The sequence below is a fragment of the Lysobacter brunescens genome (assembly GCF_042677005.1).
Taxonomy (GTDB): Bacteria; Pseudomonadota; Gammaproteobacteria; order Xanthomonadales; family Xanthomonadaceae; genus Lysobacter_I; species Lysobacter_I brunescens.
Genome location: NZ_JBHTIF010000001.1, coordinates 1,918,331 through 1,942,320, shown reverse-complemented (window position 1 = coordinate 1,942,320; position 23,990 = coordinate 1,918,331). Strand labels below are relative to the sequence as shown.

Here is a 23,990-nt window from a genome sequence, read left to right as displayed (position 1 = left end):
ACGCTGGAATCGCGATACGACACAGCATTTTCACATCTCCCATTTGAAATCAGCACACTGAACACTTTGGCTTTTAACACCTGAGTTTAGCTTTGCCGCAGCAAAAGCGGTGAGCCGAGGCACACCCTATGATGAAACCCGGGCGCGGGAACGACCCGCGCCCGGGTGGCGGTCATGCGGCTTCGACCTCCAGCGGCACCAGCCGATTGCACTCGTCGTACTGCAGGCCGCAGAGCATGGCGGCCATGCCGCGCAGGGCGGCTTGCGGGCTGGCGCCGCTGGCTTCGCACAGGGCGATGAACTGGGGCGGGACTTCGACGAGCAGGACATTCGAAGCCGGGACGTTGTAGGACTGGAACTGTTGTTCGGACATGACGGCACTCCGTTTCGCCCGACGCCCGGAGTGGGCGCCGTTGGCGATTCAGAGCCGCATCGCGCGCAGGCGCGTCAAGGTTTGCGCCGCAATTCACCTCGACCTTGACGCGCCGAGCACGGTGCGAGGATGGGACGACAACGGGGAACACCTTTCGACACACTCTCCGCGCAGGTTTTTTGCTTTCGTAGCGCCGCAACGCTTGACCGGGACCGGAAACCTTTGATGGTGCATGACGCTTCGCTTATACATCTTACGGACTTAATTTGCGATATTCTGGTTGAAATAAACAACAAAACCGAATGAAATTACCGACAAGAAGAACGCCATCCACATCATGACCCTAAACATGAACTCTGTTCGATTGATTGGACCATCGACAAGTTGCCCATACTCCTCTGCCGTTAAAAATCTGTAGAGTTTAGCTCTCCATTGCGACCTCATCGCTCGCTGCTGCTCAAGCGCTCTAGAGTTAATAAAAATAATGGAAAGAACGTATAGCAAACCAACAACAGCCATTACACTGATAAGCCACGGCTCAACTTTAGATACCATGCGTGCCGCAATAAGACCCAATGCATAAAACGCCGCACCAGCCAAACTCAACAACAACTGCCGTGAATTATCAAGAGACTTGTGAGTCTCCTCAACGACTACTTTTCTGAGATCAGAAAGTCCCTTGAGAGCATCCTTACTCATCTCTTGAAGACCAAATTCATAAGCAATTTTAGCTCCATCCAAAGCCATACTCAGGCGCTTTTCGATAACTGACGTAAGACCTTCATCGGGATCAATCAACCTACTCAATTCTTGCACAAGCAATGAGTGCCTGAGCTCCGCCTCCCGCTCTACGTCATAGACCCATTTCACCGCCATTTGCAATCCAGCGAAGCTAGCTTTCGTCAGCCCTGAAGAGTTTATTTTTGCATCGCGCTTTATTCTTACGCGCGGTTTCCCAAGAAACTCGATTTCGTTGGCAGCCGAAATTACATCGCTTGCCAGACAACAAGGGAGCACACGAAGAGCCACTTCAGCCCAAACAGAGAAAACGGCATCATCCCACTGGACTTTTTCCAGACTATTCTCAGTCAGTAAATAAGGGCGAACATCAACAGGAACCGCATTCGCCCCGCCATCTGTCCGAACTATCCTTGCTGGGCTTTTACGGCCGTTAGCAACATAACCTTCAACGCCAGCATCCCAAGAAGAAACAGCGAATGACTCGGTAACAAATGAAGATGCAGCGCAAGCGACTAAAACCAGACCGACTGAATCTGGCGATTCAAGCCAATCGGAAAGCGCACGATTTGAAACAAACCCAATCCCTGACTCAACCAAAGGCTTCTGAAAAACGACAGAAAATGGAGCCATCCCATCTTCGAATGAATCCATGCCCAAGCTTTGCTCCACCGCATCAGTGATCGAAAAATCCAAGCCCAGCCCATGAAGGATATCAACCAGGCTTTTCGCATCTTCCACTGAAAGATTATTCAAAGTGACTGGACGAAGATGACTCTCTGAGATGAATACTGAGCGTCCACTATTAAGTAGCGAGTTTACGAATATTCCCAATGCTTTCATTGACTACCTCGTCAACCTCAATACGCTGCGTCCTGATCGTGATGACAGCCGTCCCGTTTTCTTGATTCTTCTCAACATCCACTTTAACCCCATCAAGATCATCGGGATATTCAATTTTAATGTTTTCGACCGTCCTGATTTTTCGCTTAGCGGCGCTTCTAAACACAGAATCACTTGGCGGAAATGTCAATCCAAATATCTTTCTCTTTTTCAAAGCTTTTATCGCACTATTTCTTAGCATCGCGACAGTATCCGGATCCGCAGGCCTTCCAGCAGCAACCATAACAGCATCAACAACGGCATCATCACAAATGGAAACCGCAGTCCTTAACGACTCTCTCAATCTCGCAAAAATGACTCGGGGCGCTGCCCCCCAGACATTCTCTGGAATATCCTTAACGATATCGTGAATAGCCAGGTTTGCCGCAGCATTCAATTCGACATCATCACGCTGCCTGACCGCCCCGAGGAATCTAGTAAAAAAATCAGTAATTCCGGGTGACACAGCACCTCTATCAGTCGCCGAAAAATCCGTCTCAACACAACCATTAACAACACGAATTAATGCCGATTTCTGAAGAGCCTTTTTATCCTTGACGAAAGCATGCATTACTCGCCGCAGCTGCTCTCCGGCAGTGCGCCCGCGCAGAGTTACAACCTCGCTGTAATCGTATTTAAGAAATACATATATTTTTGTAGCAGGACTATAACATCTCAACTCAAAAACGAAAAAAGCGCCAGCCTTGCTTTGCCCTACGTGATAGCTGTCAAATTTCAATGCAAGACTAGCAGCTCCGTTTGCAAACCTAGTCCGCCCTAGAGCCATACTCTCTATGACAGACTTAGTCTCAGAATCCGCGTTGAAAGCAAATGCAGATGATGCGTCGATTTCGCGAATTCGCCCCAAAAAGAAATCAGATTGCTCAACAGACGCCATCGCCGGCCGGGGCTGAAAAGCCTCTTCGCCAACAACCTGAAAGTTCATCCTAGCAATAGAAATGGACGCTAGCTCTTCGTCATTGAAAAATCCCATCTCAGTCACGCCTCCCCTAGTTTTCTAGATGAAAGCATGCGGCAACGCATTCTTTCAACCACTGATCTCACAGGTCGAGACAAGGCAATAGGGAAGAATTTCATGCCCTCAATTGGGTGTCAGTCAACTGAAGATTCAGGAATACCCCTGTAACGCAGCACAGATCAGACCCTCATCGAGGCTTAAAGCCAGCAACTCCGAGCGCGGCGAAAGGAGAGAACCTGCCTGTAAGAACTGACAGGTATTCTTCATACCTCCGCTGGCGCCGTGGATATGTCGAAGTCGCAACACAGCCGACGACGCCGAACTGATCCCGATCTGATTCCGCTTGGCCAGTGCCGGCGTCGAACAGCAGGTCCCTCCCTCCGGTCGGGATGACATCCCGCCACCCCCAACACCCCCGTCCGAAAACGGCCAGTCCCCTCGGCGCCGCTGGTCTACGCTATCCCCATGACCACGGCCCACGACCACCACCCTGCCCTGCCGCCGCGCGATGTCTGCTTTCGCGCCATGGAGGCGAAGGATCATCGGTTCGACGGGGTGTTCTTCATCGCGGTGCGCAGCACGGGGATCTATTGCCGGCCGGTGTGTCCGGCGCCGCCGCCGAGGCGGGAGAACATCACGTTCCATCCGAATGCGGCGTCGGCGACGGCGGCGGGGTATCGGCCGTGCCTGCGCTGCCGGCCTGAGCTGTCGCCGGAGCTGTTCGCGCAGGTGCGGGAGGACAGCGTGCGGCGTGCGCTGGCGTTGATCGCGGAGGGCGCGTTGCAGGAGGAGAGCGTGGATGCGCTGGCGGCGCGGGTGGGGCTGAGCGCGCGGCAGTTGCAGCGGGTGTTCGTGGCCCAGGTGGGCGCGACGCCGCACACGGTGCATGCGACGCGGCGCCTGCTGCTGGCGAAACAGTTGTTGACGGAAACCGCGCTGCCGGTGACCGATGTGGCGCTGGCGGCGGGCTACAACAGCATCCGCCGGTTCAATGCGGCGTTCCGCGAGGGCTGCGGGATGGCGCCGAGCGCGATCCGCCGGCAGAAGTCCGCCGAGGCGGTGCCGCTGGGCACGCTGCGGCTGCGGCTGGGCTATCGGCCGCCGCTGGATGTCCCGCTGCTGCTCGCGTTCGTCGCGAAGCGCGCGATCCCGGGCATCGAGCATGTGGGCGCGGATCGCTACGAGCGTGCGATTCCCAATGCAGATGGCAGCGCGGGCTGGATCCACGTGCGTGCGATCGAGGGCAAGCCGGAACTGTCGCTGGAGATCGGCGGCGTGGCGCCGCAGATGATCCCCGATGTGGTGCGTCGCGTGCGGCGGCTGTTCGATCTCGACGCGGATCCGCGCGCGATCCACGACACGCTGGCGCAGGATCCGTTGCTGGCACGCGCGCTGAATCTGCATCCCGGGCTGCGCGTGCCCTGCGGCTGGGATGGCTTCGAGCTGGCGGTGCGCGCGGTGCTGGGCCAGCAGATCAGCGTGGCCGGTGCGACCACGTTCGCGCGGCGCATCGTCGAACGCTGGGGGACGCCGCTGCGCATGACCGCCGATGCACCGGACGGACTGGATCGCGCGTTCCCGTCGCCGGGCACGCTTCGCGATGCGCCGCTGGAGGAGATCGGCCTGCCGAAGGCGCGGGCGGCGACGATCCGCACGCTGTCCGCTGCGGTGGTCGAAGGGCGGCTGTCATTCGAGGGCGGGCAGCGGCTGGAGGATTTCGTCGAACGCGCGATCGCACTGCCGGGCATCGGCCCGTGGACCGCGCACTACCTCGCGATGCGCGGCATGGCGATGCCCGATGCCTTCCCCGCCGGCGACCTGGTGCTGCAGCAGCGCCTCGGCGTGGCGCAGGGCGTGACGCGCCTGACCGAACGCGCGACCGAGGCGCGCTCGCAGGCGTGGCGGCCGTGGCGTGCGTATGCGGTGCTGCACCTGTGGCATCTTCCCGCCGACCTGGCCGTGAGCGACGCAGCATGAGCACGCAGCACACCAACACCTTGTATGTAGAGACGCTGGACACGCCGATCGGCACGCTGGTGCTGGCCGCCGATGCCGAGGGCCTGCGCCACATCGAATTCCCCAGCAACCGGCATCCGGTGGATCGCGCGGGCTGGGTGCCGGGCGCGGAGGGCGCGGCGGCGGAGATCCTCGCGATCACTGCGCAACAGTTGCGTGAGTATTTCGACGGCGCGCGTCGCGACTTCGACCTGCCGCTGGCGCCGCGCGGCACGGCGTTCCAGATCAAGGTCTGGCAGACGCTGGCGACGATTCCGTTCGGTGCGACCTGGAGCTACGGCGAACTGGCGCGCGCGATCGGCAAGCCCGATGCGATGCGCGCGGTGGGCGCGGCGAATGGCCGCAACCCGCTGCCGATCGTGCTGCCCTGCCATCGGGTGATCGGCGCGGATGGCAGCCTCACCGGATTCGGTGGTGGTTTGCCGATCAAGGAGGCGCTGCTGCGGCTGGAGGGGGCGCTGCCGGTGTCGAAGCGGACGTTGGGGTTGTTCGATTGAGCGAATCTAGCGAAGCGCGAGCGCATCGCGGGTTCGTCATCTTCGCGCAAGCGAGGACTCAGGCATCTGTCGCGTTCAAGCATGGGTCCTCGCTTGCGCGAGGATGACGATGCTTTTTCTGCCGCTCATGTCATGCAGCGGGCCGTGTATGCGCTGCGCACAGGCATGCGAGAACCCGAAAACAAAACGCCCGGCGCAAGGCCGGGCGTCGGGTGGGACGTTCAACGATTGAATCAGCGGATCGAGGGATCGAGGGTGCGCAGGGCGTCGGCGATGTCGACGTGGCCGGTGCTGTCGAGGTCGCGCTGGGTGTAGACGCGACCGGCGGCGGCGATGCAGCGCTGGCCCTTGCCGTCCTTCGCGGCGCGCTCGTTGCGGGCGGCGAGGATGCGGGAGCCGGTGCTGCGCAGGCAGGTGCGGGAGCGTAGGGCGCGGTCGTCCTGTTCGGTCTGGCCGCTGACCACCATGTCGGGCTGGGCCTGGGCGGTGGCGGCAGCTGGCGCGGTCTGGGCGGAGGCGCTGGCGGCGGCAATCAGGAGGGCGAGGGATGCGGACGCGATGGCGGCGGAACGGATCATGACGGCGGCTCCTGGCGGGGGTGGCGGGTCGTGTCGATCGAGCGTGGCGGACACGATAGCGCGGCCCCGGGCGGCCTGCATGAACACGCGCAGCGCGGGTTCAGCCTCGTGTCCTCCTCTGAATCGGCGCCCCGAAATCGGGCGGCGGGATGCGCACGATGGCGGCTTCCGGCCGGCAGGGTCCGGGGCTCATGAACCCGCAACGGGCGGACGTTATGATCGGAGCATGCCCGTCGATCCCAACTCGCGCCCGCTCGCGGCACTCCTGTCCCGTGGCGGGGTCCTGCTCGCCCTGCTCGTCCTGCTGCTCCCGGGCTGCGCGACGCCGACACGCCAGTCCGCCATCGACGAGACCCCGGCGTCGCGGCAGGTCATCCTGGTCTCGATCGACGGCCTGCCGGCCTCGATGCTCGGCAACGGCACGCTGCCGACGCTGGATGCCCTGGCCGGTGAAGGTGTGCGTGCTGAGTGGATGACGCCGAGCTACCCCACCCTGACCTTTCCGAACCACTACACGCTGGTGACCGGCCTGCGGCCCGACCGCCACGGCATCGTCCACAACAACATGCGCGACCCGGCGTTGGGCACCTTCATTTCCAAGGAGGCGGGCGCGAAGGATGGACGCTGGTGGGGCGGCGAGCCGATCTGGGCCACGCTGCAGCGCCAGGGCGGGATCGCCGCGACGATGTTCTGGCCGGGCTCGGAGGCGGAGATCGCCGGTCAGCGGCCGGCGCACTACGTGCCGTTCGACAAGAGCCTGTCGCCGGACGCGCGCGTGGACCGGGTGCTGTCCTGGCTCGACCTGCCGGCAAGGACCCGGCCGCAGCTGCTCACCCTGTATTTCGATCAGTACGACGTGGCCGCGCACGAGCACGGCACGTCGGCGCCGCAATCGCTGCGCACGCTGCACAGGATCGACCATGCGCTGGCGCGGCTGCGCGACGGCCTGCGCGCGCGCGGGATGGACGACGACACCGACCTGATCGTGCTGTCGGATCACGGCATGGCCGACGTGCCGCGCACGCAGGTGCGATTCCTCGACGACCGGCTCGATGCCGCCGCCTACGACGTAGTCTGGTGGGGACTCTTCACCGGCCTGCAGCCGAAGCCGGGCCGCGAGGCCGAGGTGGAGCGCGCCTTCGTCGGCCGCCACGATGCCTACACCTGCTGGCGCAAGGGCGAGCTGCCGGCGCAGTGGCGCTACGGCACGCATCCGCGCATCCCGGCGATCCTCTGCCAGTCCGACACGGGCTGGCGCGTGCAGGCGCGCGCGAACCCGATCTGGCCGAACCCGGTGAAGGGCGAGCACGGCTTCGCACCGGAAGCACCGGAGATGCGCGCGGTGTTCGTCGCCGCCGGGCCGTCGTTCAAGCGCGGCGTGGTGCTGCCCGCGTTCGAGAACGTCGATGTCTATCCGCTGCTCGCGCGGCTGCTCGGCATTCAACCTGCGCCGAACGACGGCACGTTGGCATCGACGCAGCCGGCGTTGCGTTGAGGATTCGTGATGCAGGCAGAGATGCCGTGATGTTGCCTTTGTAGGAGGGCCTTCAGGCCCGAGCTTTTGACCTGATGACGAACATCAAAAAAAGCTCGGGCCTGAAGGCCCTCCTACAAAGCAGAAACAAAGCAAAGCAAAAGAAGCCTCGCGCTGCGATCACATCCCCTTGAAGCGGTGCAGGAACGCGGCGCTGACCGGCAGGGCATCGCTGCGACCGCGCAGGCTCAGCAGGCTCTTGCCGAGTTCGTCCCTGCGCACGCGGTCGATCGCGGACACGCGCACGACGGTGCCGCGATGCACCTGCCAGAAAATGTCAGGGTCGAGACCTGCGAGGATGTCCTTGATCGGTGTGCGGATGATCGCCTCGCCTTCGGCGGTGACCACGCGCACGTACTTGTCCTGCGCCTGGAAATACAGCACTTCGTCGATGCCGAGCATGCGCACGCTGTCGCCGACGGCGGCGCTGATCCAGCGGATCAGGCGCGAACCGGATGGCTTGAGCCGCGTTTCGAGCGCGTCGAGGTCGGTGTCGACATCGCCGCCGTTGCGTGCCGCCAGGCGCTCGCGCAGGCGTTCGACCGCGCGGCCGAGGCGCTCGGGCTGGATGGGTTTCAGCAGGTAGTCGACCGCGCCGGCCTCGAACGCGCGCACCGCGAATTCGTCGTAGGCCGTGGTGAACACCACCTGCGATTTCGCCGCGATCGCCGCGCGCGCCACGTCCAGGCCGGTCACGCCGGGCATGCGGATGTCGAGGAAGCACACGTCCGGACGATGCCCGGCGATCGCTTCCATCGCGGCGATGCCGTCCTCGCATTCGGCGACGATCTCCAGTTCGGGCCAGACGATGCCGAGCATCGCGCGCAACGCGTCGCGCAGCGGGGTTTCGTCCTCGGCAAGGATGGCGCGGATCGTGTCGCTCATGCGGTCACCTCGTCGGGCTTGCTGTCGTCAGGCCGGCTGTCATCCAACGGGATGTCGATCTGCGCGCGGGCACCCCCACTCGGCGCGCTGCGCAGGTCGAACGAGGCCCGGTGCGAATACAGCGCATCCAGTTGGGAACGCACGTTATCCAGACCCAGGCCGCCGCCGAGCCCCGGCTGCAGGCCGACGCCGTCGTCGATCACCGCGACGCGCAAGCGGTCGCCATCGCGCTCGGCGGCAATGGTGACCTTGCCCGCACCGCGCTTGGGTTCGAGACCGTGCTTGATCGCGTTCTCCACCAGCGTGATCAGCAGCATCGGCGGAAACGGCAGCTGGCGCAGCGCGGGATCGACGTCGAGTGCGTGGGTCAGGCGACCGTCGCTGCGCAGGCGCATCAGTTCGAGGTAGCTCGCGCACAGGTCGATCTGCTGTCCGAGCGTGGAATGCAGCTGTCGCTCGCCGTCGCGCAGCTTGGGGATCGTCGCACGCAGATAGTCGACGAGCGCATCCAGCGTGGCTTCCGCGCGTGCGGCATCCGTGCGCACCAGCGCGCGCACCACCGCCAGCGTGTTGAACAGGAAATGCGGTTCCACCTGGGCCTGCAGCAGGCCGAGGCGAAGTTCGGATTCCTGCTTCTGCGCCTGCAGGGCATCGAGTTCCTGCTGGCGCTGGTATTCCTTCCAGCGACGCTGGTAGCGGAAATAGGACCACAGCGCGTGCCCGCCGCCCATCAGGTAGAAGATCGCCAGGAACATGCCGTACTTGAACGTCATGTTGAAGGCGACGACCCATCCGGTCGCCTCGCGATGCGCCTTGGTCACCCAGGCCAGCGACGTGGACTTCAGCAGCAACTCCTTCTGGTAATAGGCGACTTCATGGATGGCCATCGACGCAAGGAAACCCACCAGCACCGCGGCCACGACGTATCGATTCACGTGCGGCGAGGTCTGCCAGCGCGTCCGCACCAGCGTCGCCAGGAGTGGCGCGATGGAATGGGCGGCCATCAGCGACACGAAGCTGAGCACGATCGCATCGCGCGCCACGTCGACCTTGCGACTCAGCAGGATGTAGCTCATGCCGGTGAACAGGGCCCAGCCGACGAGGACGATGCCCCACAGGATCGAGCGACGCCACAGCCACGACCACGAGAACACCGGATAGCGTCGATAGCGGAGCGGCCAGATGTCGGCCACCCAGGGCAGTTCGCTCATCGTGGGCGGCGACGCAGGCCGGGCAGCTGTGGAGGCGTGGGGTGCGGGGCTTGCGGTCATCGGGAATCCTGGTGGACATCATTTGCGGTGGACATCGATTTGCGGTGGACATCATTTGCGGAGTAACGGAAAGCGGTCTGCCTGCTGCGCTGCGCGCGAGCCGGGCGCTCAACGCGGCATCAGGCGGCGGGCGAGCGACGAGACCAGGCCGGAAGCATCGAAGTCCGCCTGCATGCCGGAGGCATCGCGCGCGATCCCGACCCGGAGGCCTGACACCGCGAGATCCGCTTGCCAGGTGGCGAGCGGCCGTGCCGCATGCAGGGCGATGTTGCCGGACAGGCGACCCCAGCGTCCATCGATGCTGGCGTCGACATCGACCAGCACGGTCGCATCGGAGGCCTGCGATGGCGCGGTGCTGCCAGCGACGGGAGACGCAGACAACAGCGCGAAGAGGACGGTGCACAGCAAGGTGGGATAGGCGGCGACGGCCATGGCGAATTTCTCGACTTCCGGTTTCGACAGGATTCCAGCGTGCCCGCCAGCGACCCGCCCTGCCTGGGTTTGCGACGAAACCGGCCCTGGCGGCGACGAACCCCCGCTGCCCCGGGGTGGGCCTTGTACCGGGCGACCCTGCGCCGCCCGGCTGGTGGCGCTTCGCTTCGACGACATCACCAACGACAACGGGCGCCTATTTGCATGGGCGCCCGTTGCGGTGTTGCCCGGCGTGTCGACTCAGGTCCCGGTCGAGGGCACCTTCGCCTCCGCGCATGGCATGAACATCATCAACACGAAGTAGATCACGATGCCCACGCCGTAGCAGAGCGCCAGCAGCACGAACAGCGCGCGCCAGAGCCATGCCGGCCACGACGTGTGCTCGCCCAGGCCGCCGCAGATGCCGTCGCACTGACGGTCCGTGGACGACTTCCGGAGCAATTCCAGATCATTCGACATCGTTTCGATCTCCATGGGTTCGAAAGCAGGCTGGCTCAGCGCTTCGCGTGCGACGCCATCGCCCTCGCTTAAGACAGGAACCGTTCCGGCATCGCGACGACCGCCACCGCGACCACGGCGCAGACGATGGCCGCACAGAACAGCAGGCGCCATCGCCATGACGGCTTCGGCAGGCGTGGCTCAGGCACGTCGGCGCTTGCGGCCGTCGCATCGCCGAGGTCGCGCGATGCGCCAGGCATCGAAGACATCGTTCACTGCCTCGCGGTGTCGCAACCGGTGCACACGCGCTCGACGCGATAGCCCTTGGCGCGCAGCTTCTCGACCACGCCATCGGCACCGAGCAGGTGCAGCGCACCGACCACTGCCAGGCTGTTGTCGCCCTTGCCGTGCCCATCCAGCCGCGCCTGCAGCTTCGGCACCCACCTGTCGTTCCGCGCGGTATTGAGCAGGCGGTAGCTTTCCGGCGATTCGACGGCCATCTTCTGGCGCAGCGAGCGGTCGAGTCCTTCGATGTTGCCGGCCTTCCAGTCGGCATGCATGGTGATGCTGGCCTGCGCTGCCTGCCTGGGATCGCTCAGGAACTTGTCGAGCATGCCGATCTGCTCGGACTCCGGCGACGCTTCGAACACCTCCAGCTGGTCCTGCAGGGTTTCCAGCGCAAGCAGGGTCTTGCCGGCCGCCTTCGCTTCCCGGGTCAGGTGCATGTCGATACCGGCCTGCGGATCGAAGCCCATGCCCATCATCAGGCCCATGGCCAGCTGCATGTTGATCGCCCACGGCTCGATGCCTTCCGCCGAGGAGAAAGGCGTGCCGGTCTTGGCGAACAGCGCTTCGAGCTTGGCCCGGGTATCGGCCGGCAGGACCTCGCCCAGCTTGCGGCCGTCCTCGAACGCGAAGCTCTGCTGCATCTTCGCCAGGCTGTCCGGCTTCATCATCGCGTCCATGTCCAGTTCGAAGATCACCGTCTTCGCATCGCGCATCGCCGCATCCACGTCGGGCGACAGCGGATAGTCGCTCTTCTTCAGCACATGGATTGAACCCAGCAGGTACAGGCTGTTGTCGCCATCCGACACCTTCCACAGCAGCGGCGTGTGCGTGGACGGCGCCTGCGCCGCAGGCGCATCGGCCGCCGAGGCCGACAGCGCGGCGGTGCTCGACAGCGCCAGCGCGGCGGCCACGGCGAGCGTCTTGAGGGAGAGGGTCTTGAGGGTGAGGGCCTTGCGCTTCATCGGGAATGCCTTTCGTCGTCTTCGACGTTCTGTTCAAGCCGCACCATGCGGCGACAGGATCAGGATGCCGATGCCGCAACCGGCCTGCCGACGCGTGCGACGAATGCCCGGTTGTGGCGGATGAAACGCGTCCGGCTGCGGATCAACCCGCCAGCAGTGCCTTCAGCGCCACCGCATACCGCGCCGCGATGGCCTCGCGGTCGACATGCCGGCCACCGCGCACGACCTCGCGACCAGCGACTTCGACGCGGTCGACGAGGCTGCGGTTGCCGCTGAACAGCCAGCGGTCGGCGATGTCGTCCGACGTGGCGCCGACCAGGTGCGGGGCATCGGCATCGAGGGTGATGCGGTCGCCGAGCAGCACGGCGTCGGCGAAGCCGCTGCTGCGCTCGGCGCTGGCGCGCACCCCGGCGAGCAGCACGTCGCCGACGCTGGGCATGGCCTCGGTGGCGACGATGTTGCGGTGCTTCGTGACCAGCCGCTGGCCGTATTCGAGCCAGCGCAGTTCCTCGACCGGCGACACCGAGATGTGCGAGTCGGAGCCGACGCCCCAGGCGCCGCCGGCGTCGAAGTAGTCGCGCACCGGGAACAGGCCGTCGCCGAGGTTGGCTTCGGTGGTCGTGCAGATCGCGACGTTGGCGCCGCTGTCGGCGACGCGGACCACTTCGTCGGTGTCGAGGTGCGTGGCGTGGACCAGGGTCCAGCGCGCATCGAGGTCGACGTGGTTGAGCAGCCAGCGGACCGGTCGGTCGCCGCGGATGGCGAGGCAGTCCTGGACTTCGCCGATCTGCTCGGCGATGTGGATGTGGATGCGCGCATCGGCGGGCAACGCGGCGAGCACGTCCGCCATCGCGCCCGGCTGCACCGCGCGCAGGCTGTGCAGGGCGCAGCCGACGCGCAGGGTGTCGTCCTGTTCGCGATGCAGGGTGTCGAACAACCTGAGATACGCATCGACGGTGTGGCCGAAGCGGCGCTGGCGCTCGTTGAGCGGCCGGGCGTCGAAGCCACCGGTCATGTACAGCACCGGCAGCAGGGTCAGGCGGATGCCGGTGTCGCGCGCGGCGGCGATCAGCGCGCGCGACATCGTCGGCGGATCGTCGTAGGGCCGGCCGTCCGGCGCGTGGTGCAGGTAGTGGAACTCGCAGACCGTCGTGTAGCCCGCTTCCAGCATCTCCGCGTACAGCTGCGAGGCCACCGCGTGGAGCTGGTCGGGATCGAAGCGCGCGGCCATGCGGTACATGGTCTCGCGCCAGGTCCAGAAGGAATCCGTGGGGTTCGTCATGCGCTCGGCCAGGCCGGCCATGGCGCGCTGGAACGCATGCGAATGCTGGTTGACGATGCCGGGCAGCTGCCAGCGGCCGTCGACGAGAGAGATGTGCGAGGTCATCGGCGGATTGTCGCATCGGGGTCGCCCCCACCCCAACCCTCCCCCGCTCGCGGGGGAGGGAGCGAAGCGGGATCGTTGCGCTCTTCTCCCTCCCCGCGATGCGGGGAGGGCCGGTGTAGGGGCATCACCGCAACGACAACGCCCGCCCGCTACACTGCCCACCTCCCCCGCCCGCCCACCGCCATGCCCGCACTCACCGGCCTCAAGGTCCTCGAACTCGCCCGCGTGCTCGCCGGGCCCTGGTGCGGGATGACCCTGGCCGACCTCGGCGCCGAGGTGATCAAGATCGAGCCGCTCGAAGGCGACGACACGCGGGGGTATGGTCCGCCTTTCCTCGGCGAGGGCGAGGCGCGGCTCTCGGCCTATTTCGCCAGCTGCAACCGCGGCAAGCGCTCGATCGCGATGGACCTGCGCCATCCCGACGCGCGGCCGCTGCTCGAAGCGCTGATCCGCGACGCCGATGTGCTGATCGAGAACTTCCGCACCGGCGTCGCCGAGTCGCTGGGCCTGGACGAGGCGACGCTGCGCGCGCTCAATCCGCGCCTGATCCTCTGCGCGATCTCCGGCTACGGCCGCAGCGGCCCCGGCGCGCTGCGGCCGGGCTACGACTTCGCGGTGCAGGCCGAATCCGGGCTGATGTCGATCACCGGTCCCGCCGAGGGCCCGGCGAGCAAGGTCGGTGTCGCCTCGGTGGACCTGACCACCGGCCTGAACGCCGCCATCGCGATCCTCGCCGCGCTGCACCAGCGGAACACCACCGGCGAAGGCCAGCGCATCGAGTTGAGCCTGTTCGACGTGCAGGTGCAGGCGCTCGCGAACGTGGCGAGCAGCGTGCTGTTCACCGGCCAGGACGCGAAGCGCTACGGCAATGCGCACGCCAGCATCGTGCCCTACCAGACCTTCGACGCCGCCGACGGTGCGTTCGCCCTGGCCTGCGGCAGCGATGCGCTGTGGCAGCGTATGTGCAATCTGATCGGCCGCGACGACTGGCGCGACGATCCGCGCTGCGCCACCAATGCCGCGCGCGTGCAGCATCGCGACTGGTTGATCCCGGAACTCGAACGATGCTTCGCTGCCGATACCGTCGCTGCGTGGCTGGCGTGTTTCGAAACCGCCGGCATTCCCGCCGCGCCGGTGAATTCGGTGCGCGACGCGTTGCACGGCGAACTCGCCACCGCGCGCGGGCTGCGAATCGAAGCCGACGGCGTGCCGATGGTCGCCAGCCCGCTGCGCATGAGCGCCTCGCCGATGATCGCTCCCGTCCGCCCGCCGCACCTGGGCGAACACACCGATGCGATCTGCGCGGGGCTTGGTTTCGATGCGGCCACGCTGCGCGCGAACGGTGCGTTGCGATGATCGACAGTGGCTCCTGTAGAGCGGAGCTTGCTCCGCTCGGCTTTTTTCTGGGAATGCGGGAAATGCGAGAAAGCAGCGGAGCAAGCTCCGCTCTACAAAGAGCAGCGGATCTTCGATCCGCGCTACAAAGCCCTGATGGCGATACACCGGACACACAATACCCATGAACGACACGACATCCTTCGATGGTCTTCTCCTCGGCGCACATCTCGTCACACTCGATGGTGCAGATTACGGCGTGATCGAGGACGGCGCGCTCGGTTGGACCGACGGTGTGCTGACCTTCGTCGGTCCGCGTGCTTCTCTCCCCGCCGATGCGGAATCGCTGGCCGGCGAAGTGATCGAGACCGATGGCGGCTGGGTCACCCCGGCGCTGGTCGACTGCCACACCCACGTCGTCTTCGCCGGTGACCGCGCGCACGAATTCGAATTGCGCCTGCAGGGCGCGAGCTACGAGGAGATCGCGCGTGCCGGCGGCGGCATCCTGTCGACCGTGCGTGCGGTGCGCGCCGCGAGCGAGGACGAGCTGCACGCGGAGTCCATGCCGCGCGCGGCGGCGCTGCTGCGCGACGGCGTGGCCACGCTGGAGATCAAGTCCGGCTACGGCCTCGACTTCGACAACGAGCGGAAGATGCTCCGCGTCGCCCGCCGCATCGGCGAGACGCTGGGCATCACGGTACGCACGACTTTTCTCGGCGCGCACGCGCTGCCGCCAGAATTTTCAGGGCGCGCCGACGACTACATCGACGCCGTGATCGACTGGCTGCCGAGGCTGCATGCCGAAGGCCTGGTCGATGCCGTCGACGCGTTCTGCGAAGGCATCGGCTTCACGCCCGCGCAGACGCGCCGTGTGTTCGAGACCGCACGTGCGCTCGACCTGCCGGTGAAGCTGCACGCCGACCAGCTCAGCGATCTCGGCGGCGCCGCGCTCGCGGCGGAATTCGGCGGGCTGTCCGCCGATCATGTCGAATACACGAACGACGATGCGGTACGCGCGATGGCCGAATCCGGTACGGTCGCGGTGCTGCTGCCCGGCGCTTTCCACTGCCTGCGCGAAACGAAACTGCCACCACTGGCCGCGTTCCGCGCGCACGGCGTGCCGATGGCCGTGGCCACCGACTGCAACCCCGGCACCGCGCCGGTGCTGTCGCTGCGCGAGGCGATGTCGCTGGCCTGCACGCATTTCCGGCTCACGCCCGAAGAGGCGCTGCGCGGCGCGACCGAACACGCAGCGCGCGCGCTGGGCCTGCACGATCGCGGCGTGCTGCGCGTCGGCCTGCGCGCGGACCTCGCGCTGTGGAACATCCGCCGCCCCGCCGAACTGTGCTACTGGCTCGGCGGCGATCTGTCGCGCGGTGTCTGGTCGGCGGGCGAACGGCGCTGAGCCGTCCGCCCGCGTCGATCCGATCGGACAGGAGGCCGATCAGGCAGCTGTTGGTCAGCGTGTTGCGGCCGCGATGTCCTCGGCCGTAATGATCTTCTGCGGGTTGCCCTTCGCGTCGAGGAACATGATCGCGCCCTCGCCTTCGGGCGTCACCTTGATCGCCAGTCGCGGCTTGCCGCTGGCGTCGCCCAGATGCAGTACCGCGTCACCGGACGGCGTCTTGCCGACGTAGAGGCGGCGCGTGATCGCCTGCGGACCCTCGCCCTGCTTCTGCTCGCCGCCGAACACCGGGTATTTCGTCCCGTCGATGACGTCGTTCACGGTCAGGCCCGCGAAATGGCGCCCGCCCTGGTCCAGCCCCATCAGTTGCAGCTGCTGGTCCTGCCGGTAGCGGTCGAAGGTCAGGCTCACGCCGCTGCTGACCTTGCCGTCGGCGCCCTGCTTGCCTGCGAAGATCAGGCCACCGTTTTCGCTGCCCTCGTCATCGAAGAACAACACGCCGGCCTGGGTGCGCGGATGCGGGTATTCCTTGCCGGCGATGATGGCACCGGGGAAGCGGCCATTGCTCGACAGCACCATGCGCAGCGTGCCGTCGGGCTCGCGGATGTTGATGCGCTGGACGTCGAGGGTGTCGAACTTCGCCGGTGCCCCGGAACGCGCGCCGGTCAGCATGGCCGCGACGAGGGCGACGGTCAGCACGCCGGCATAGGCGCCGAGGATCTTTTCGGAACGAGTGAACATCCAGTCTCCATGAGGTCGAGGGCAGAGGATCGTGTAGTGTGCCGAATCGGAAAGCCCTGCGAGAACAGGACACGCGGCGCCACTTCCCGCCCGCCCTGCTTCACGGGACAATCCCTCGAACCAGACAGGCCCGGAGGGCCCATGCGAACGACACACGCCCGCGTCCTTTCCGTGCCGCTCCTCGGCCTCGCGCTGCTCTCCGCGACGACGCAGGCCACCGATGCCACCCCCGCTGCGCGCAAGCTCGCGCAGGACGCGGTGATCGTCGACACCCACATCGATTCGCCGACCGAGCTGATGAAGCAGTGGAAGGATCTCGGCGAAACGCAGTCCGGCGAATTCGACTACCCCAAGGCGCGTGCCGGCGGCCTCGACGTGGCCTTCATGTCGGTCTACACCTCGCCCGGCCAGGACGACGACGGCAGCGCCTGGAACGTCGCCAACCGCATGATCGACGCCGTGGACTCGCTGGCGCTGCGCCATCCGGACAAGTTCGCGATCCTGCGCTCGCCGCGCGACGTGGACCGCCTGCGCGCGAACGACCGCGTGCTGCTGCCGATGGGCATGGAAAACGGGGCGCCGATCGGCGACGACCTGGCGAAGCTCGACTTCTTCTTCCAGCGCGGCGTGCGTTACATCACCCTCGCCCACAGCGCGAACAACCGCATCGCCGACTCGTCCTACGCGGCCGAGAAGCGCTGGAAGGGCCTGAGCCCGTTCGGTCGCGAGGTCGTCGCCGAGATGAACCGGCTGGGCATGATGATCGATGTCTCGCACCTCTCCGACGACGCTGCACGACAGGCCATCGACCTGAGCCGTGCGCCGGTGATCGCCAGCCATTCGGCGCTGCGCCACTTCACGCCGAGCTTCGAGCGCAACCTCAGCGATGAACTGGCCAAGGCCATCGCCGCGAAGGGCGGCGTGATCCAGATCCCGTTCGGCAACGCTTTCGTCGACCCGGCCTCGGCCGCGCAGACCCAGGCCTACTTCGTCGCCTATGCCGAATTCGAACGCGAACGCGCCGCCGGCCGCACCACGAAGACCGTCGCCGAATTCGACGCCGACTGGGACAAGGCGCATCCGCCGCTGCCGGTCGGCATCGATGCCGTGCTCGACCAGATCGATTACGGCGTGAAGCTCGTCGGCATCGACCACATCGGCATCGGCTCGGATTTCGACGGCGTCGGCGGCGCGCTGCCGCAGGGCCTGAAGACCGTCGCCGATTTCCCGAACCTCGTCGCCGGCCTGCAGGCGCGCAAGTATTCCGATGCCGACATCCGCAAGATCCTCGGCGGCAACCTGCTGCGCGCGTGGACGGCCATCGAGGCCGCTGCATCACGCTGATCCCGAACCCGACACCGTCAAGGAGACATGCGATGAAGATCCTCGGCATTTCCGGCAGCCTGCGCGCCGGCTCGTTCAACACTGCGCTGCTGCGCGCGGCCCAGGCGGAGGCGGGCGATGGCGTGTCGCTCGATGTCGCGACCCTGCACGGCATTCCGCTGTACGACGGTGATCTCGAACAGCGCGAAGGCATTCCCGACGCGGTCGCCGCGCTGAAACAGCGCATCGTCGACAGCGACGCGGTGCTGCTGTCAACGCCGGAGTACAACAACGGCATCCCGGGCGTGTTCAAGAACGCGATCGACTGGCTGTCGCGCCCGTCCGACGACACCGGCCGGGTGTTCGGCGACCGACCGTTCGCGGTGATCGGCGCCTCGCCCGGCGGCTTCGGCACGCTCCTCGCTCAGAACGCCTGGCTGCCGGTGCTGCGCACGCTCAAGGTGCGGTACTGGACCGGCGGCCGCCTGCAGGTATCGCGCGCCGGCGGCCTGTTCGATGCACAGGGCCAGCTCACCGACGAGGCCACACGCAAAGCGCTCGCCGACTTCGTCGCCGGCTTCGCCGCGTTCGCCGCACGCTGACCTCTTCCGGCGCGCGTCTCGCGATCCGAGACGCGCGCACGCGACAATCCCGTCCTTCACCCGACCCGACGCAAGACAAGGATCCCGCATGACCGTCAACGACACCCAGGCGCAGTACCAGGGCAAGCCCGTCGTCGAATTCCGCATGGGCGACACCATCGCCGACCCGGCCTCGGTGCGTACCACCGCCTACCGCCTGAGCCAGGACTACGATTCCGAGGAAAGCCAGCGCGACCTGCTCGACGCCTTCCTTGCGCAGGTCGACACCGCCGCGCTCGATACCCTGGTCATCGGCGCCTGGAGCGAAGCCCACGACGAAAGCCCGAAAGGCTTCCTCGATGGCCTGATCGAGCGTCGCGCCGAACTGCCTGCGTTGCGCCATCTGTTCGTCGGCGACATGACCTACGAAGACTGCGAGATCTCGTGGATCATCCAGGCCGACTACAACCCGCTGCTCGATGCCTTCCCGCAGCTGCAGTCGTTGCGCGTGCGCGGCAGCACCAGCCTGGCCCTGGCACCGTTCTCGCATGACGCACTGCAGCTGCTCGCGATCGAATGCGGCGGCCTGCCCAGCGGGATTGCCAAGGCCATCGCCGCTTCGCGCATGCCTGCGCTCACGCGCCTCGAACTGTGGCTGGGCGACGAGAACTACGGTTTCGACGGTGATCTCGCGCTGTACGCGCAACTGCTCGACGCCGTCGACGCGTCGCGCCTGCAGTATCTCGGACTGCGCAACGCGCAGATCAGCGACGCGCTCGCGCTGCACCTGGCCGCGCAGCCGTGGCTGGGCAAGCTCGACACCCTGGACCTGTCGATGGGCACGATCGGCGACGAAGGCGCGCTGGCGCTCTGCGACAGCCCGCACCTCGCCGGCCTGGGCACGCTCGACCTGAGCCACCACTACATCAGCGACGAGGTGCAGGCCCGGCTCAAGACGCTGCCGTGCAAGGTCGTTCTCGACGACCCGCAGGATGCCGACGACAACGACGGCGATCGCTACGTCGAGGTCGGCGAGTAAACAATGCTGTCGCGCATGGTGCTGGTCGGTCAGCCTGGGCAGCAGCCATCGGGGCATCGCCGCATGCAAGGCCTGCGTGCGGCGCTCGCCCGGCATGGATTGCCGCCGCCGCGGGTATTCGACTACGTGTCCGTGCTGGCATCGCCCGATGAATTCCTCGATGCTGCAGCGGATGCCATCGCGGTGAAACTCGACTCGCCCGGCGCAGACGACGTGGTCCACGATGCCTTCGTGCGCCGTGGCCTGACGTGTTTCGACGGTACGCAAGCCATGGCGCGGATGCGCGGCGAGCTGGTCGACATGCACCTGCGCTTCGCCGGATTCGCCGATCTGCTCCGACAGCTGGCGGAGACACTGCCTGGCGCGCGCTGGCTCAACGCGCCGGACGACATCCTGCGCATGTGCGACAAGTGGCACTGCCAGCAGGCGCTGGCCGCAGCCGGTGTCGAGACGCCCGCGATGCTCGGCCTCGTCGAAGGCCACGACCATCTGCAATCGATGCTCGACGCCAGCAGCCACGATCGCGTGTTCGTCAAGGCGCGGTTCGGTTCGTCTGCTGCCGGTGTGGTGGCGTATCGACGCCATCGCGATGGCCGCAGCGTCGCCTGCACCACTGCCGGGATGCAGGAGGTCGACGGGCGCCCCCGGCTGTTCAACCGGCTGCGACTGCAACGCTACACGCGCGCCAGCGATATCGCTGCCCTGATCGACGCGCTCGCGATGCAGGGAGCCTATGCCGAAGCCTGGGTCGCGAAGCCACGCGCGTCGAACGATGCCTCTCGGAATTTCGACCTGCGTGTGGTGTCGGGCAACGGCGAAGCGCGGCAGCGCGTCGCCCGGCTCTCGAACGGGCCGATGACCAACCTGCACCTGGGCAACCGGCGCGACGGCATCGATGCCCTGCTCGATGCGGACGCAAACGCGCGGGTCGAGCATGCGGTGCGCAGTGCATCCGCCGCATTCCCGCACAGCCGGAGCATCGGCTTCGACCTGATTCCGCTGCGCGAGCGCTGCGTCTTCCTCGAAGCCAATGCCTTCGGCGACGACCTGCAGGACGTCACATGGCAAGGCCGCGATGCCTGGGACGATCAGGTCGCCTGGGCCTATGCGCTGCCGTCGCCGCAACAGGTCTCACCCGCGAAGCGACATGCCCATGCCTGAGCCGAATCGCACACACGACACGCTCGACATGCACGGCATCGTCGGCAGCCACGACGTGCTGTTCATCACCCTGGACACCCTGCGTTACGACGCGGCGCAGCGCTGCTTCCGCGAAGGTCGCCTGCCGGTACTGTCGCGCCATCTGCCTGTGGACGGCTGGGAACTGCGGCACACCCCCGCCAGCTTCACCTATGCCGCGCACCAGGCCTTCTTCGCCGGCTTCCTGCCCACGCCGGCACGGCCGGGCCCGCATCCGCGTCTGTTCGCGCTGGCCTTCGCCGGCAGCGAGACCATCGACGCGAACACCTTCGTCTTCGAAGGCCATGCCGACATCGTGCACGGCTTCGCTTCGCTCGGTTACCGCACGCTCTGCATCGGCGGCGTCGGCTTCTTCAACCTCGCCAATCCGCTCGGCCGCGCCTTGCCCGGGCTGTTCGACGAAGCGCACTGGCGGCCGGGCTTCGGCGTCACCGCCCCGGATTCCACCGAGGCACAGGTCGCGCTGGCCTGCGAACGCCTGCGCAGCGACGACCTCCGCGACCGACGCTGCTTCACCTTCATCAACGTGTCCGCGCTGCACCAGCCGAACAGGCATTACCTGCCCGGCACGACCGAGGACAGCCTCGACAGCCACTGCGCCGCACTCGAATACGTCGACCGCGCGCTGGCGCCGCTGTTCGCCTGCGCGACCGAACGCGCGCCGACCTTCGTCATCGTCTGTTCCGATCACGGCACTGCGTACGGCGAGGACGGCTATCACGGCCATCGCATCGCCCACGACGTGGTGATGCACGTGCCCTACACCCACTTCCTGCTCACGCCTTGAACGCGATCACGTCTCCTGCCCTCCCAGCCGTCGCCGCGCCTGCGCTCGACGCACTGCTGCGCCTGCCGCCATACCAGGCCTATTCGTATTCCTATCCGCACAAGACCGCCTACCGCACGCTGGACATACCGCGCAGCCTGCGCGATGTCTGGCGCGACGAAGACCGGCGCGCGTTGTTTCTCTACCTGCACATCCCGTTCTGTTCGTATCGCTGCGGCTTCTGCAACCTGTTCGCGCTCGCGCGCCCCGCCGAAGACACCGTGGCACGCTATCTCGACCAACTCGAAGCGCAGTTCGCGACGACGCAGGAAGCATTGGACGAGCATGCGTTCGCGCGCTTCGCTCTCGGCGGCGGTACGCCGAGCTATCTTGACTTCTCGCAGCTGCAGCGCGTGTTCGCGATGCTGCGTGCCGGCGGCGTCGACCTGCGCGATATCCCCGCCGGGATGGAGGTCTCACCGGAAACCGTCGATGCCGAGAAAATGGCACTCTGCCGCGAGGCCGGCATCGACCGGATCAGCATGGGCATCCAGAGCTTCAGCGAAGCGGAAGTGCGCGCGCTGGTCAGACCGCAGCAGCGCGAGGTCGTCGAACGCTCGATCGATGCGATCCGCACCCAAGGTTTTCCGGCACTCAACCTCGACCTGATCTACGGCATCGCGGGTCAGACCGTCGCCAGCTTCATCGCCTCGATCGACAGCGCGCTCGCCTTCGCGCCGGAAGAACTCTATCTGTATCCGCTGTACGTGCGTCCGCTCACCGGCCTCGGTCGGATCTCCCAAATCGACGGCAAGCGCCGCTTCGCACTCCAGCCCGAACCGGTCGACGATCGCCTGTCGATGTACCGCGCCGGTCGCGACCGACTCCTGTCAGCCGGCTACACGCAGGTGTCGATGCGCATGTTCCGCGCACCGCATGCGCCCGCGACCGACATCGGCCCGGCCTACTGCTGCCAGGACGATGGCATGGTCGGCATCGGCTGCGGTGCGCGCTCGTACACGCGCGGCCTGCACTACGCCAGCGAATATGGCGTGTCGCGGCGCGGCGTGGTCGACATCCTCGACCACTACCTGTCGCTCTCGCGCGAAGACTTCGCACGCGTCGACCATGGCATCGTGCTCGATGGCGACGAGCAGCGGCGACGCTTTGCGATGCAGTCGCTGCTGGTCAAGCCCGGCCTCTCGCTGTCCGCCTGGCGCGCGCGCTTCGGCAGCGAGGTCTTCGACGAGCTGCCGCAGTTGCGCGACCTCGAACCAGCCGGCCTCGCGTGTCTCGACGACGACCTGCTCGCGCTGACCGACGAAGGCTTCGCGCGCGCCGACACCCTCGGCCCCTGGCTCGTTTCCTCGGCGGTCGCCGCGCGGATGGCCGAGTACAGTCTGCGCTGACATGGAGATCTCCCGCGCCACCATCGCCACGCTCGATGCCGACACCCCGGCGACGCAGGAACGCCATCTGTCGCTGCTCTACCGTGGCCGCTTGAGCAGCTGCAACTACGACTGCCATTACTGCCCATTCGCGAAGACCCGCGACAGCCGCGCGACGCTGCAGCGCGATGCCGCCGACCTGGCGCGCTTCGTCGACTGGGTGTCGCAGCGCGACCATGCGGTGTCGATCCTGTTCACGCCCTGGGGCGAGGGATTGGTGCGCAGGCACTACCGCGACGCGATGATCCGGCTGAGCCATCTGCCGCAGGTGCGCCGGGTCGCGATCCAGACCAATCTCTGCATCGGCACGCACTGGCTCGACCGCGTCGACACCCGCAGCTTCGCGCTGTGGTGCACCTGGCATCCCAGCGAAGTGTCACTGGAAACGTTCGTCGCGCGCTGCCGCGAGCTTCAGCGGCGCGGCATCCGCTTCAGCGTCGGCATGGTCGCGATGCGCGAGCTGTTCGACGACATCGACCGCCTGCGTGCCCGCCTGCCCGACACGGTGCCACTGTGGCTCAACGCCTACGACGTGCGCCCGCCCGATTACTACGCCGATGCCGATGTCGCGCGGCTGTCGCGCATCGATCCGCATTTCCGCTGGAACCTGGCGCCGCCGCCCAGCCTCGGCGCGCCCTGCGCGACCGGCACGCGCGTGGTGTCGGTGAACGGCGACGGCGACGTGCGCCGCTGCCACTTCGTCGCCGAGCCACTGGGCAATCTCTACGACGGCAGTTTCGAATCCCGCCTCGGCCCGCGCCCCTGCCCGAACCGGACCTGCGACTGCTTCATCGGCTACGTGCACCGCGAGGACCTGCCGTTCGCGATCGACTATGCCGGCGGTCAGCTCGAACGCGTGCCCGTGCGCCTCGCGCCCTGAAATCCCGCGTTC

23 protein-coding genes are annotated in these 23,990 nt (G+C 66.0%); 12 read left to right on the top strand and 11 right to left on the bottom strand.

The features are described 5' to 3' along the window. Positions 1-172 precede the first annotated feature (172 nt). The 3 genes from ACFQ0E_RS08525 to ACFQ0E_RS08515 form a co-directional block, all read right to left on the bottom strand. Positions 173-373, bottom strand: a complete 201-nt coding sequence (locus tag ACFQ0E_RS08525) for a hypothetical protein (RefSeq protein ID WP_386823230.1) — start codon at positions 371-373, stop codon at positions 173-175. A gap of 261 nt (positions 374-634) precedes the next feature. Continuing rightward, positions 635-1,954 (bottom strand): hypothetical protein, encoded by a 1,320-nt coding sequence (locus tag ACFQ0E_RS08520; RefSeq protein ID WP_386823229.1) that lies wholly within the window; start codon positions 1,952-1,954, stop codon positions 635-637. Beyond that, a complete protein-coding gene (locus ACFQ0E_RS08515) occupies positions 1,917-2,996 on the bottom strand; it encodes a hypothetical protein (protein WP_386823228.1) in 1,080 nt (359 codons plus the stop codon). The genes ACFQ0E_RS08520 and ACFQ0E_RS08515 overlap by 38 nt, the downstream gene beginning before the upstream one ends. 441 nt (positions 2,997-3,437) lie before the next feature. On the opposite strand from ACFQ0E_RS08515, the gene ACFQ0E_RS08510 reads away from it, so the two are divergent. Together ACFQ0E_RS08510 and ACFQ0E_RS08505 are read left to right on the top strand one after the other, a co-directional pair. Then, on the top strand, positions 3,438-4,949 hold the full coding sequence (locus ACFQ0E_RS08510; protein WP_386823227.1) for an AlkA N-terminal domain-containing protein: 1,512 nt from the start codon (positions 3,438-3,440) through the stop codon (positions 4,947-4,949). After that, on the top strand, positions 4,946-5,485 hold the full coding sequence (locus ACFQ0E_RS08505) for a methylated-DNA--[protein]-cysteine S-methyltransferase (RefSeq protein ID WP_386823226.1): 540 nt from the start codon (positions 4,946-4,948) through the stop codon (positions 5,483-5,485). The genes ACFQ0E_RS08510 and ACFQ0E_RS08505 overlap by 4 nt, the downstream gene beginning before the upstream one ends. 233 nt (positions 5,486-5,718) lie before the next feature. On the opposite strand, the gene ACFQ0E_RS08500 is transcribed toward ACFQ0E_RS08505, so the two are convergent. Next, a complete protein-coding gene (locus ACFQ0E_RS08500) occupies positions 5,719-6,063 on the bottom strand; it encodes a hypothetical protein (RefSeq protein ID WP_386823225.1) in 345 nt (114 codons plus the stop codon). A 226-nt stretch (positions 6,064-6,289) separates the two neighbouring features. Between ACFQ0E_RS08500 and ACFQ0E_RS08495 the strand changes: the two genes are divergently transcribed. Further along, positions 6,290-7,558: an alkaline phosphatase family protein gene (locus tag ACFQ0E_RS08495; protein WP_386823224.1), complete on the top strand. Its 1,269-nt coding sequence runs from the start codon at positions 6,290-6,292 to the stop codon at positions 7,556-7,558. 159 nt (positions 7,559-7,717) lie between these two features. On the opposite strand, the gene ACFQ0E_RS08490 is transcribed toward ACFQ0E_RS08495, so the two are convergent. The 6 genes from ACFQ0E_RS08490 to ACFQ0E_RS08465 all read right to left on the bottom strand — a co-directional run bounded on the left by ACFQ0E_RS08490 (position 7,718) and on the right by ACFQ0E_RS08465 (position 13,260). Further along, positions 7,718-8,482 carry a LytR/AlgR family response regulator transcription factor gene (locus tag ACFQ0E_RS08490; RefSeq protein ID WP_386823223.1) on the bottom strand — a complete coding sequence of 255 codons (765 nt, stop codon included), beginning with the start codon at positions 8,480-8,482 and terminating at the stop codon, positions 7,718-7,720. Next, on the bottom strand, positions 8,479-9,693 hold the full coding sequence (locus tag ACFQ0E_RS08485) for a sensor histidine kinase (protein WP_386823222.1): 1,215 nt from the start codon (positions 9,691-9,693) through the stop codon (positions 8,479-8,481). The genes ACFQ0E_RS08490 and ACFQ0E_RS08485 overlap by 4 nt, the downstream gene beginning before the upstream one ends. A 168-nt stretch (positions 9,694-9,861) precedes the next feature. Continuing rightward, the gene (locus tag ACFQ0E_RS08480) at positions 9,862-10,185 is read right to left on the bottom strand and encodes a hypothetical protein (RefSeq protein WP_386823221.1); all 324 of its coding nucleotides are present in this window, start codon (positions 10,183-10,185) and stop codon (positions 9,862-9,864) included. Between the two features lie 240 nt (positions 10,186-10,425). Next, positions 10,426-10,803 carry a PspC domain-containing protein gene (locus ACFQ0E_RS08475; protein ID WP_386823220.1) on the bottom strand — a complete coding sequence of 126 codons (378 nt, stop codon included), beginning with the start codon at positions 10,801-10,803 and terminating at the stop codon, positions 10,426-10,428. A gap of 92 nt (positions 10,804-10,895) precedes the next feature. Further along, positions 10,896-11,873 (bottom strand): TraB/GumN family protein, encoded by a 978-nt coding sequence (locus ACFQ0E_RS08470; RefSeq protein ID WP_386823219.1) that lies wholly within the window; start codon positions 11,871-11,873, stop codon positions 10,896-10,898. 142 nt (positions 11,874-12,015) lie between these two features. Further along, positions 12,016-13,260, bottom strand: a complete 1,245-nt coding sequence (locus ACFQ0E_RS08465; RefSeq protein WP_386823218.1) for a formimidoylglutamate deiminase — start codon at positions 13,258-13,260, stop codon at positions 12,016-12,018. Positions 13,261-13,443: 183 nt separating this feature from the next. Between ACFQ0E_RS08465 and ACFQ0E_RS08460 the strand changes: the two genes are divergently transcribed. Together ACFQ0E_RS08460 and hutI are read left to right on the top strand one after the other, a co-directional pair. Further along, entirely contained in the window at positions 13,444-14,616 is a 1,173-nt protein-coding gene (locus ACFQ0E_RS08460; protein WP_386823217.1) for a CaiB/BaiF CoA transferase family protein, read from the top strand. Between the two features lie 163 nt (positions 14,617-14,779). Then, on the top strand, positions 14,780-16,000 hold the full coding sequence (hutI, locus tag ACFQ0E_RS08455) for an imidazolonepropionase (protein WP_386823216.1): 1,221 nt from the start codon (positions 14,780-14,782) through the stop codon (positions 15,998-16,000). 54 nt (positions 16,001-16,054) lie between these two features. Here the strand turns inward: hutI and ACFQ0E_RS08450 are convergent, their stop codons facing one another. Beyond that, complete coding sequence (locus ACFQ0E_RS08450) at positions 16,055-16,741, bottom strand: hypothetical protein (RefSeq protein WP_386823215.1); 687 nt, start codon at positions 16,739-16,741, stop codon at positions 16,055-16,057. Positions 16,742-16,882: 141 nt separating this feature from the next. Between ACFQ0E_RS08450 and ACFQ0E_RS08445 the strand changes: the two genes are divergently transcribed. The 7 genes from ACFQ0E_RS08445 to ACFQ0E_RS08415 all read left to right on the top strand — a co-directional run bounded on the left by ACFQ0E_RS08445 (position 16,883) and on the right by ACFQ0E_RS08415 (position 23,978). Continuing rightward, positions 16,883-18,085, top strand: a complete 1,203-nt coding sequence (locus ACFQ0E_RS08445) for a dipeptidase (RefSeq protein WP_386823214.1) — start codon at positions 16,883-16,885, stop codon at positions 18,083-18,085. Between the two features lie 32 nt (positions 18,086-18,117). Beyond that, positions 18,118-18,666, top strand: a complete 549-nt coding sequence (locus ACFQ0E_RS08440; RefSeq protein ID WP_386823213.1) for an NADPH-dependent FMN reductase — start codon at positions 18,118-18,120, stop codon at positions 18,664-18,666. An 88-nt stretch (positions 18,667-18,754) separates the two neighbouring features. Next, positions 18,755-19,684, top strand: a complete 930-nt coding sequence (locus tag ACFQ0E_RS08435; RefSeq protein WP_386823212.1) for an STM4015 family protein — start codon at positions 18,755-18,757, stop codon at positions 19,682-19,684. Between the two features lie 3 nt (positions 19,685-19,687). Continuing rightward, positions 19,688-20,845 (top strand): STM4014 family protein, encoded by a 1,158-nt coding sequence (locus ACFQ0E_RS08430; protein ID WP_386823211.1) that lies wholly within the window; start codon positions 19,688-19,690, stop codon positions 20,843-20,845. Next, positions 20,838-21,671 carry an STM4013/SEN3800 family hydrolase gene (locus ACFQ0E_RS08425; protein ID WP_386823210.1) on the top strand — a complete coding sequence of 278 codons (834 nt, stop codon included), beginning with the start codon at positions 20,838-20,840 and terminating at the stop codon, positions 21,669-21,671. The genes ACFQ0E_RS08430 and ACFQ0E_RS08425 overlap by 8 nt, the downstream gene beginning before the upstream one ends. A gap of 5 nt (positions 21,672-21,676) precedes the next feature. After that, on the top strand, positions 21,677-23,059 hold the full coding sequence (locus ACFQ0E_RS08420) for an STM4012 family radical SAM protein (RefSeq protein ID WP_386824091.1): 1,383 nt from the start codon (positions 21,677-21,679) through the stop codon (positions 23,057-23,059). 1 nt (position 23,060) lies between these two features. Continuing rightward, positions 23,061-23,978, top strand: a complete 918-nt coding sequence (locus tag ACFQ0E_RS08415; protein WP_386823209.1) for an STM4011 family radical SAM protein — start codon at positions 23,061-23,063, stop codon at positions 23,976-23,978. The last annotated feature ends 12 nt before the right edge of the window (positions 23,979-23,990 follow it).

Bases quoted from the DNA above. Each gene is read 5' to 3' on its own strand.
- ACFQ0E_RS08465 (WP_386823218.1), bottom strand. From the start codon at position 13,260: ATGACCTCGCACATCTCTCTCGTCGACGGCCGCTGGCAGCTGCCCGGC.
- ACFQ0E_RS08485 (WP_386823222.1), bottom strand. From the start codon at position 9,693: ATGAGCGAACTGCCCTGGGTGGCCGACATCTGGCCGCTCCGCTATCGA.
- hutI (WP_386823216.1), top strand. From the start codon at position 14,780: ATGAACGACACGACATCCTTCGATGGTCTTCTCCTCGGCGCACATCTC.
- ACFQ0E_RS08470 (WP_386823219.1), bottom strand. From the start codon at position 11,873: ATGAAGCGCAAGGCCCTCACCCTCAAGACCCTCTCCCTCAAGACGCTC.
- ACFQ0E_RS08460 (WP_386823217.1), top strand. From the start codon at position 13,444: ATGCCCGCACTCACCGGCCTCAAGGTCCTCGAACTCGCCCGCGTGCTC.
- ACFQ0E_RS08430 (WP_386823211.1), top strand. From the start codon at position 19,688: ATGCTGTCGCGCATGGTGCTGGTCGGTCAGCCTGGGCAGCAGCCATCG.
- ACFQ0E_RS08510 (WP_386823227.1), top strand. From the start codon at position 3,438: ATGACCACGGCCCACGACCACCACCCTGCCCTGCCGCCGCGCGATGTC.
- ACFQ0E_RS08495 (WP_386823224.1), top strand. From the start codon at position 6,290: ATGCCCGTCGATCCCAACTCGCGCCCGCTCGCGGCACTCCTGTCCCGT.
- ACFQ0E_RS08480 (WP_386823221.1), bottom strand. From the start codon at position 10,185: ATGGCCGTCGCCGCCTATCCCACCTTGCTGTGCACCGTCCTCTTCGCG.
- ACFQ0E_RS08445 (WP_386823214.1), top strand. From the start codon at position 16,883: ATGCGAACGACACACGCCCGCGTCCTTTCCGTGCCGCTCCTCGGCCTC.
- ACFQ0E_RS08435 (WP_386823212.1), top strand. From the start codon at position 18,755: ATGACCGTCAACGACACCCAGGCGCAGTACCAGGGCAAGCCCGTCGTC.
- ACFQ0E_RS08520 (WP_386823229.1), bottom strand. From the start codon at position 1,954: ATGAAAGCATTGGGAATATTCGTAAACTCGCTACTTAATAGTGGACGC.
- ACFQ0E_RS08490 (WP_386823223.1), bottom strand. From the start codon at position 8,482: ATGAGCGACACGATCCGCGCCATCCTTGCCGAGGACGAAACCCCGCTG.
- ACFQ0E_RS08425 (WP_386823210.1), top strand. From the start codon at position 20,838: ATGCCTGAGCCGAATCGCACACACGACACGCTCGACATGCACGGCATC.
- ACFQ0E_RS08475 (WP_386823220.1), bottom strand. From the start codon at position 10,803: ATGGCGATGGCGCCTGCTGTTCTGTGCGGCCATCGTCTGCGCCGTGGT.
- ACFQ0E_RS08440 (WP_386823213.1), top strand. From the start codon at position 18,118: ATGAAGATCCTCGGCATTTCCGGCAGCCTGCGCGCCGGCTCGTTCAAC.
- ACFQ0E_RS08415 (WP_386823209.1), top strand. From the start codon at position 23,061: ATGGAGATCTCCCGCGCCACCATCGCCACGCTCGATGCCGACACCCCG.
- ACFQ0E_RS08450 (WP_386823215.1), bottom strand. From the start codon at position 16,741: ATGTTCACTCGTTCCGAAAAGATCCTCGGCGCCTATGCCGGCGTGCTG.
- ACFQ0E_RS08525 (WP_386823230.1), bottom strand. From the start codon at position 373: ATGTCCGAACAACAGTTCCAGTCCTACAACGTCCCGGCTTCGAATGTC.
- ACFQ0E_RS08500 (WP_386823225.1), bottom strand. From the start codon at position 6,063: ATGATCCGTTCCGCCGCCATCGCGTCCGCATCCCTCGCCCTCCTGATT.
- ACFQ0E_RS08505 (WP_386823226.1), top strand. From the start codon at position 4,946: ATGAGCACGCAGCACACCAACACCTTGTATGTAGAGACGCTGGACACG.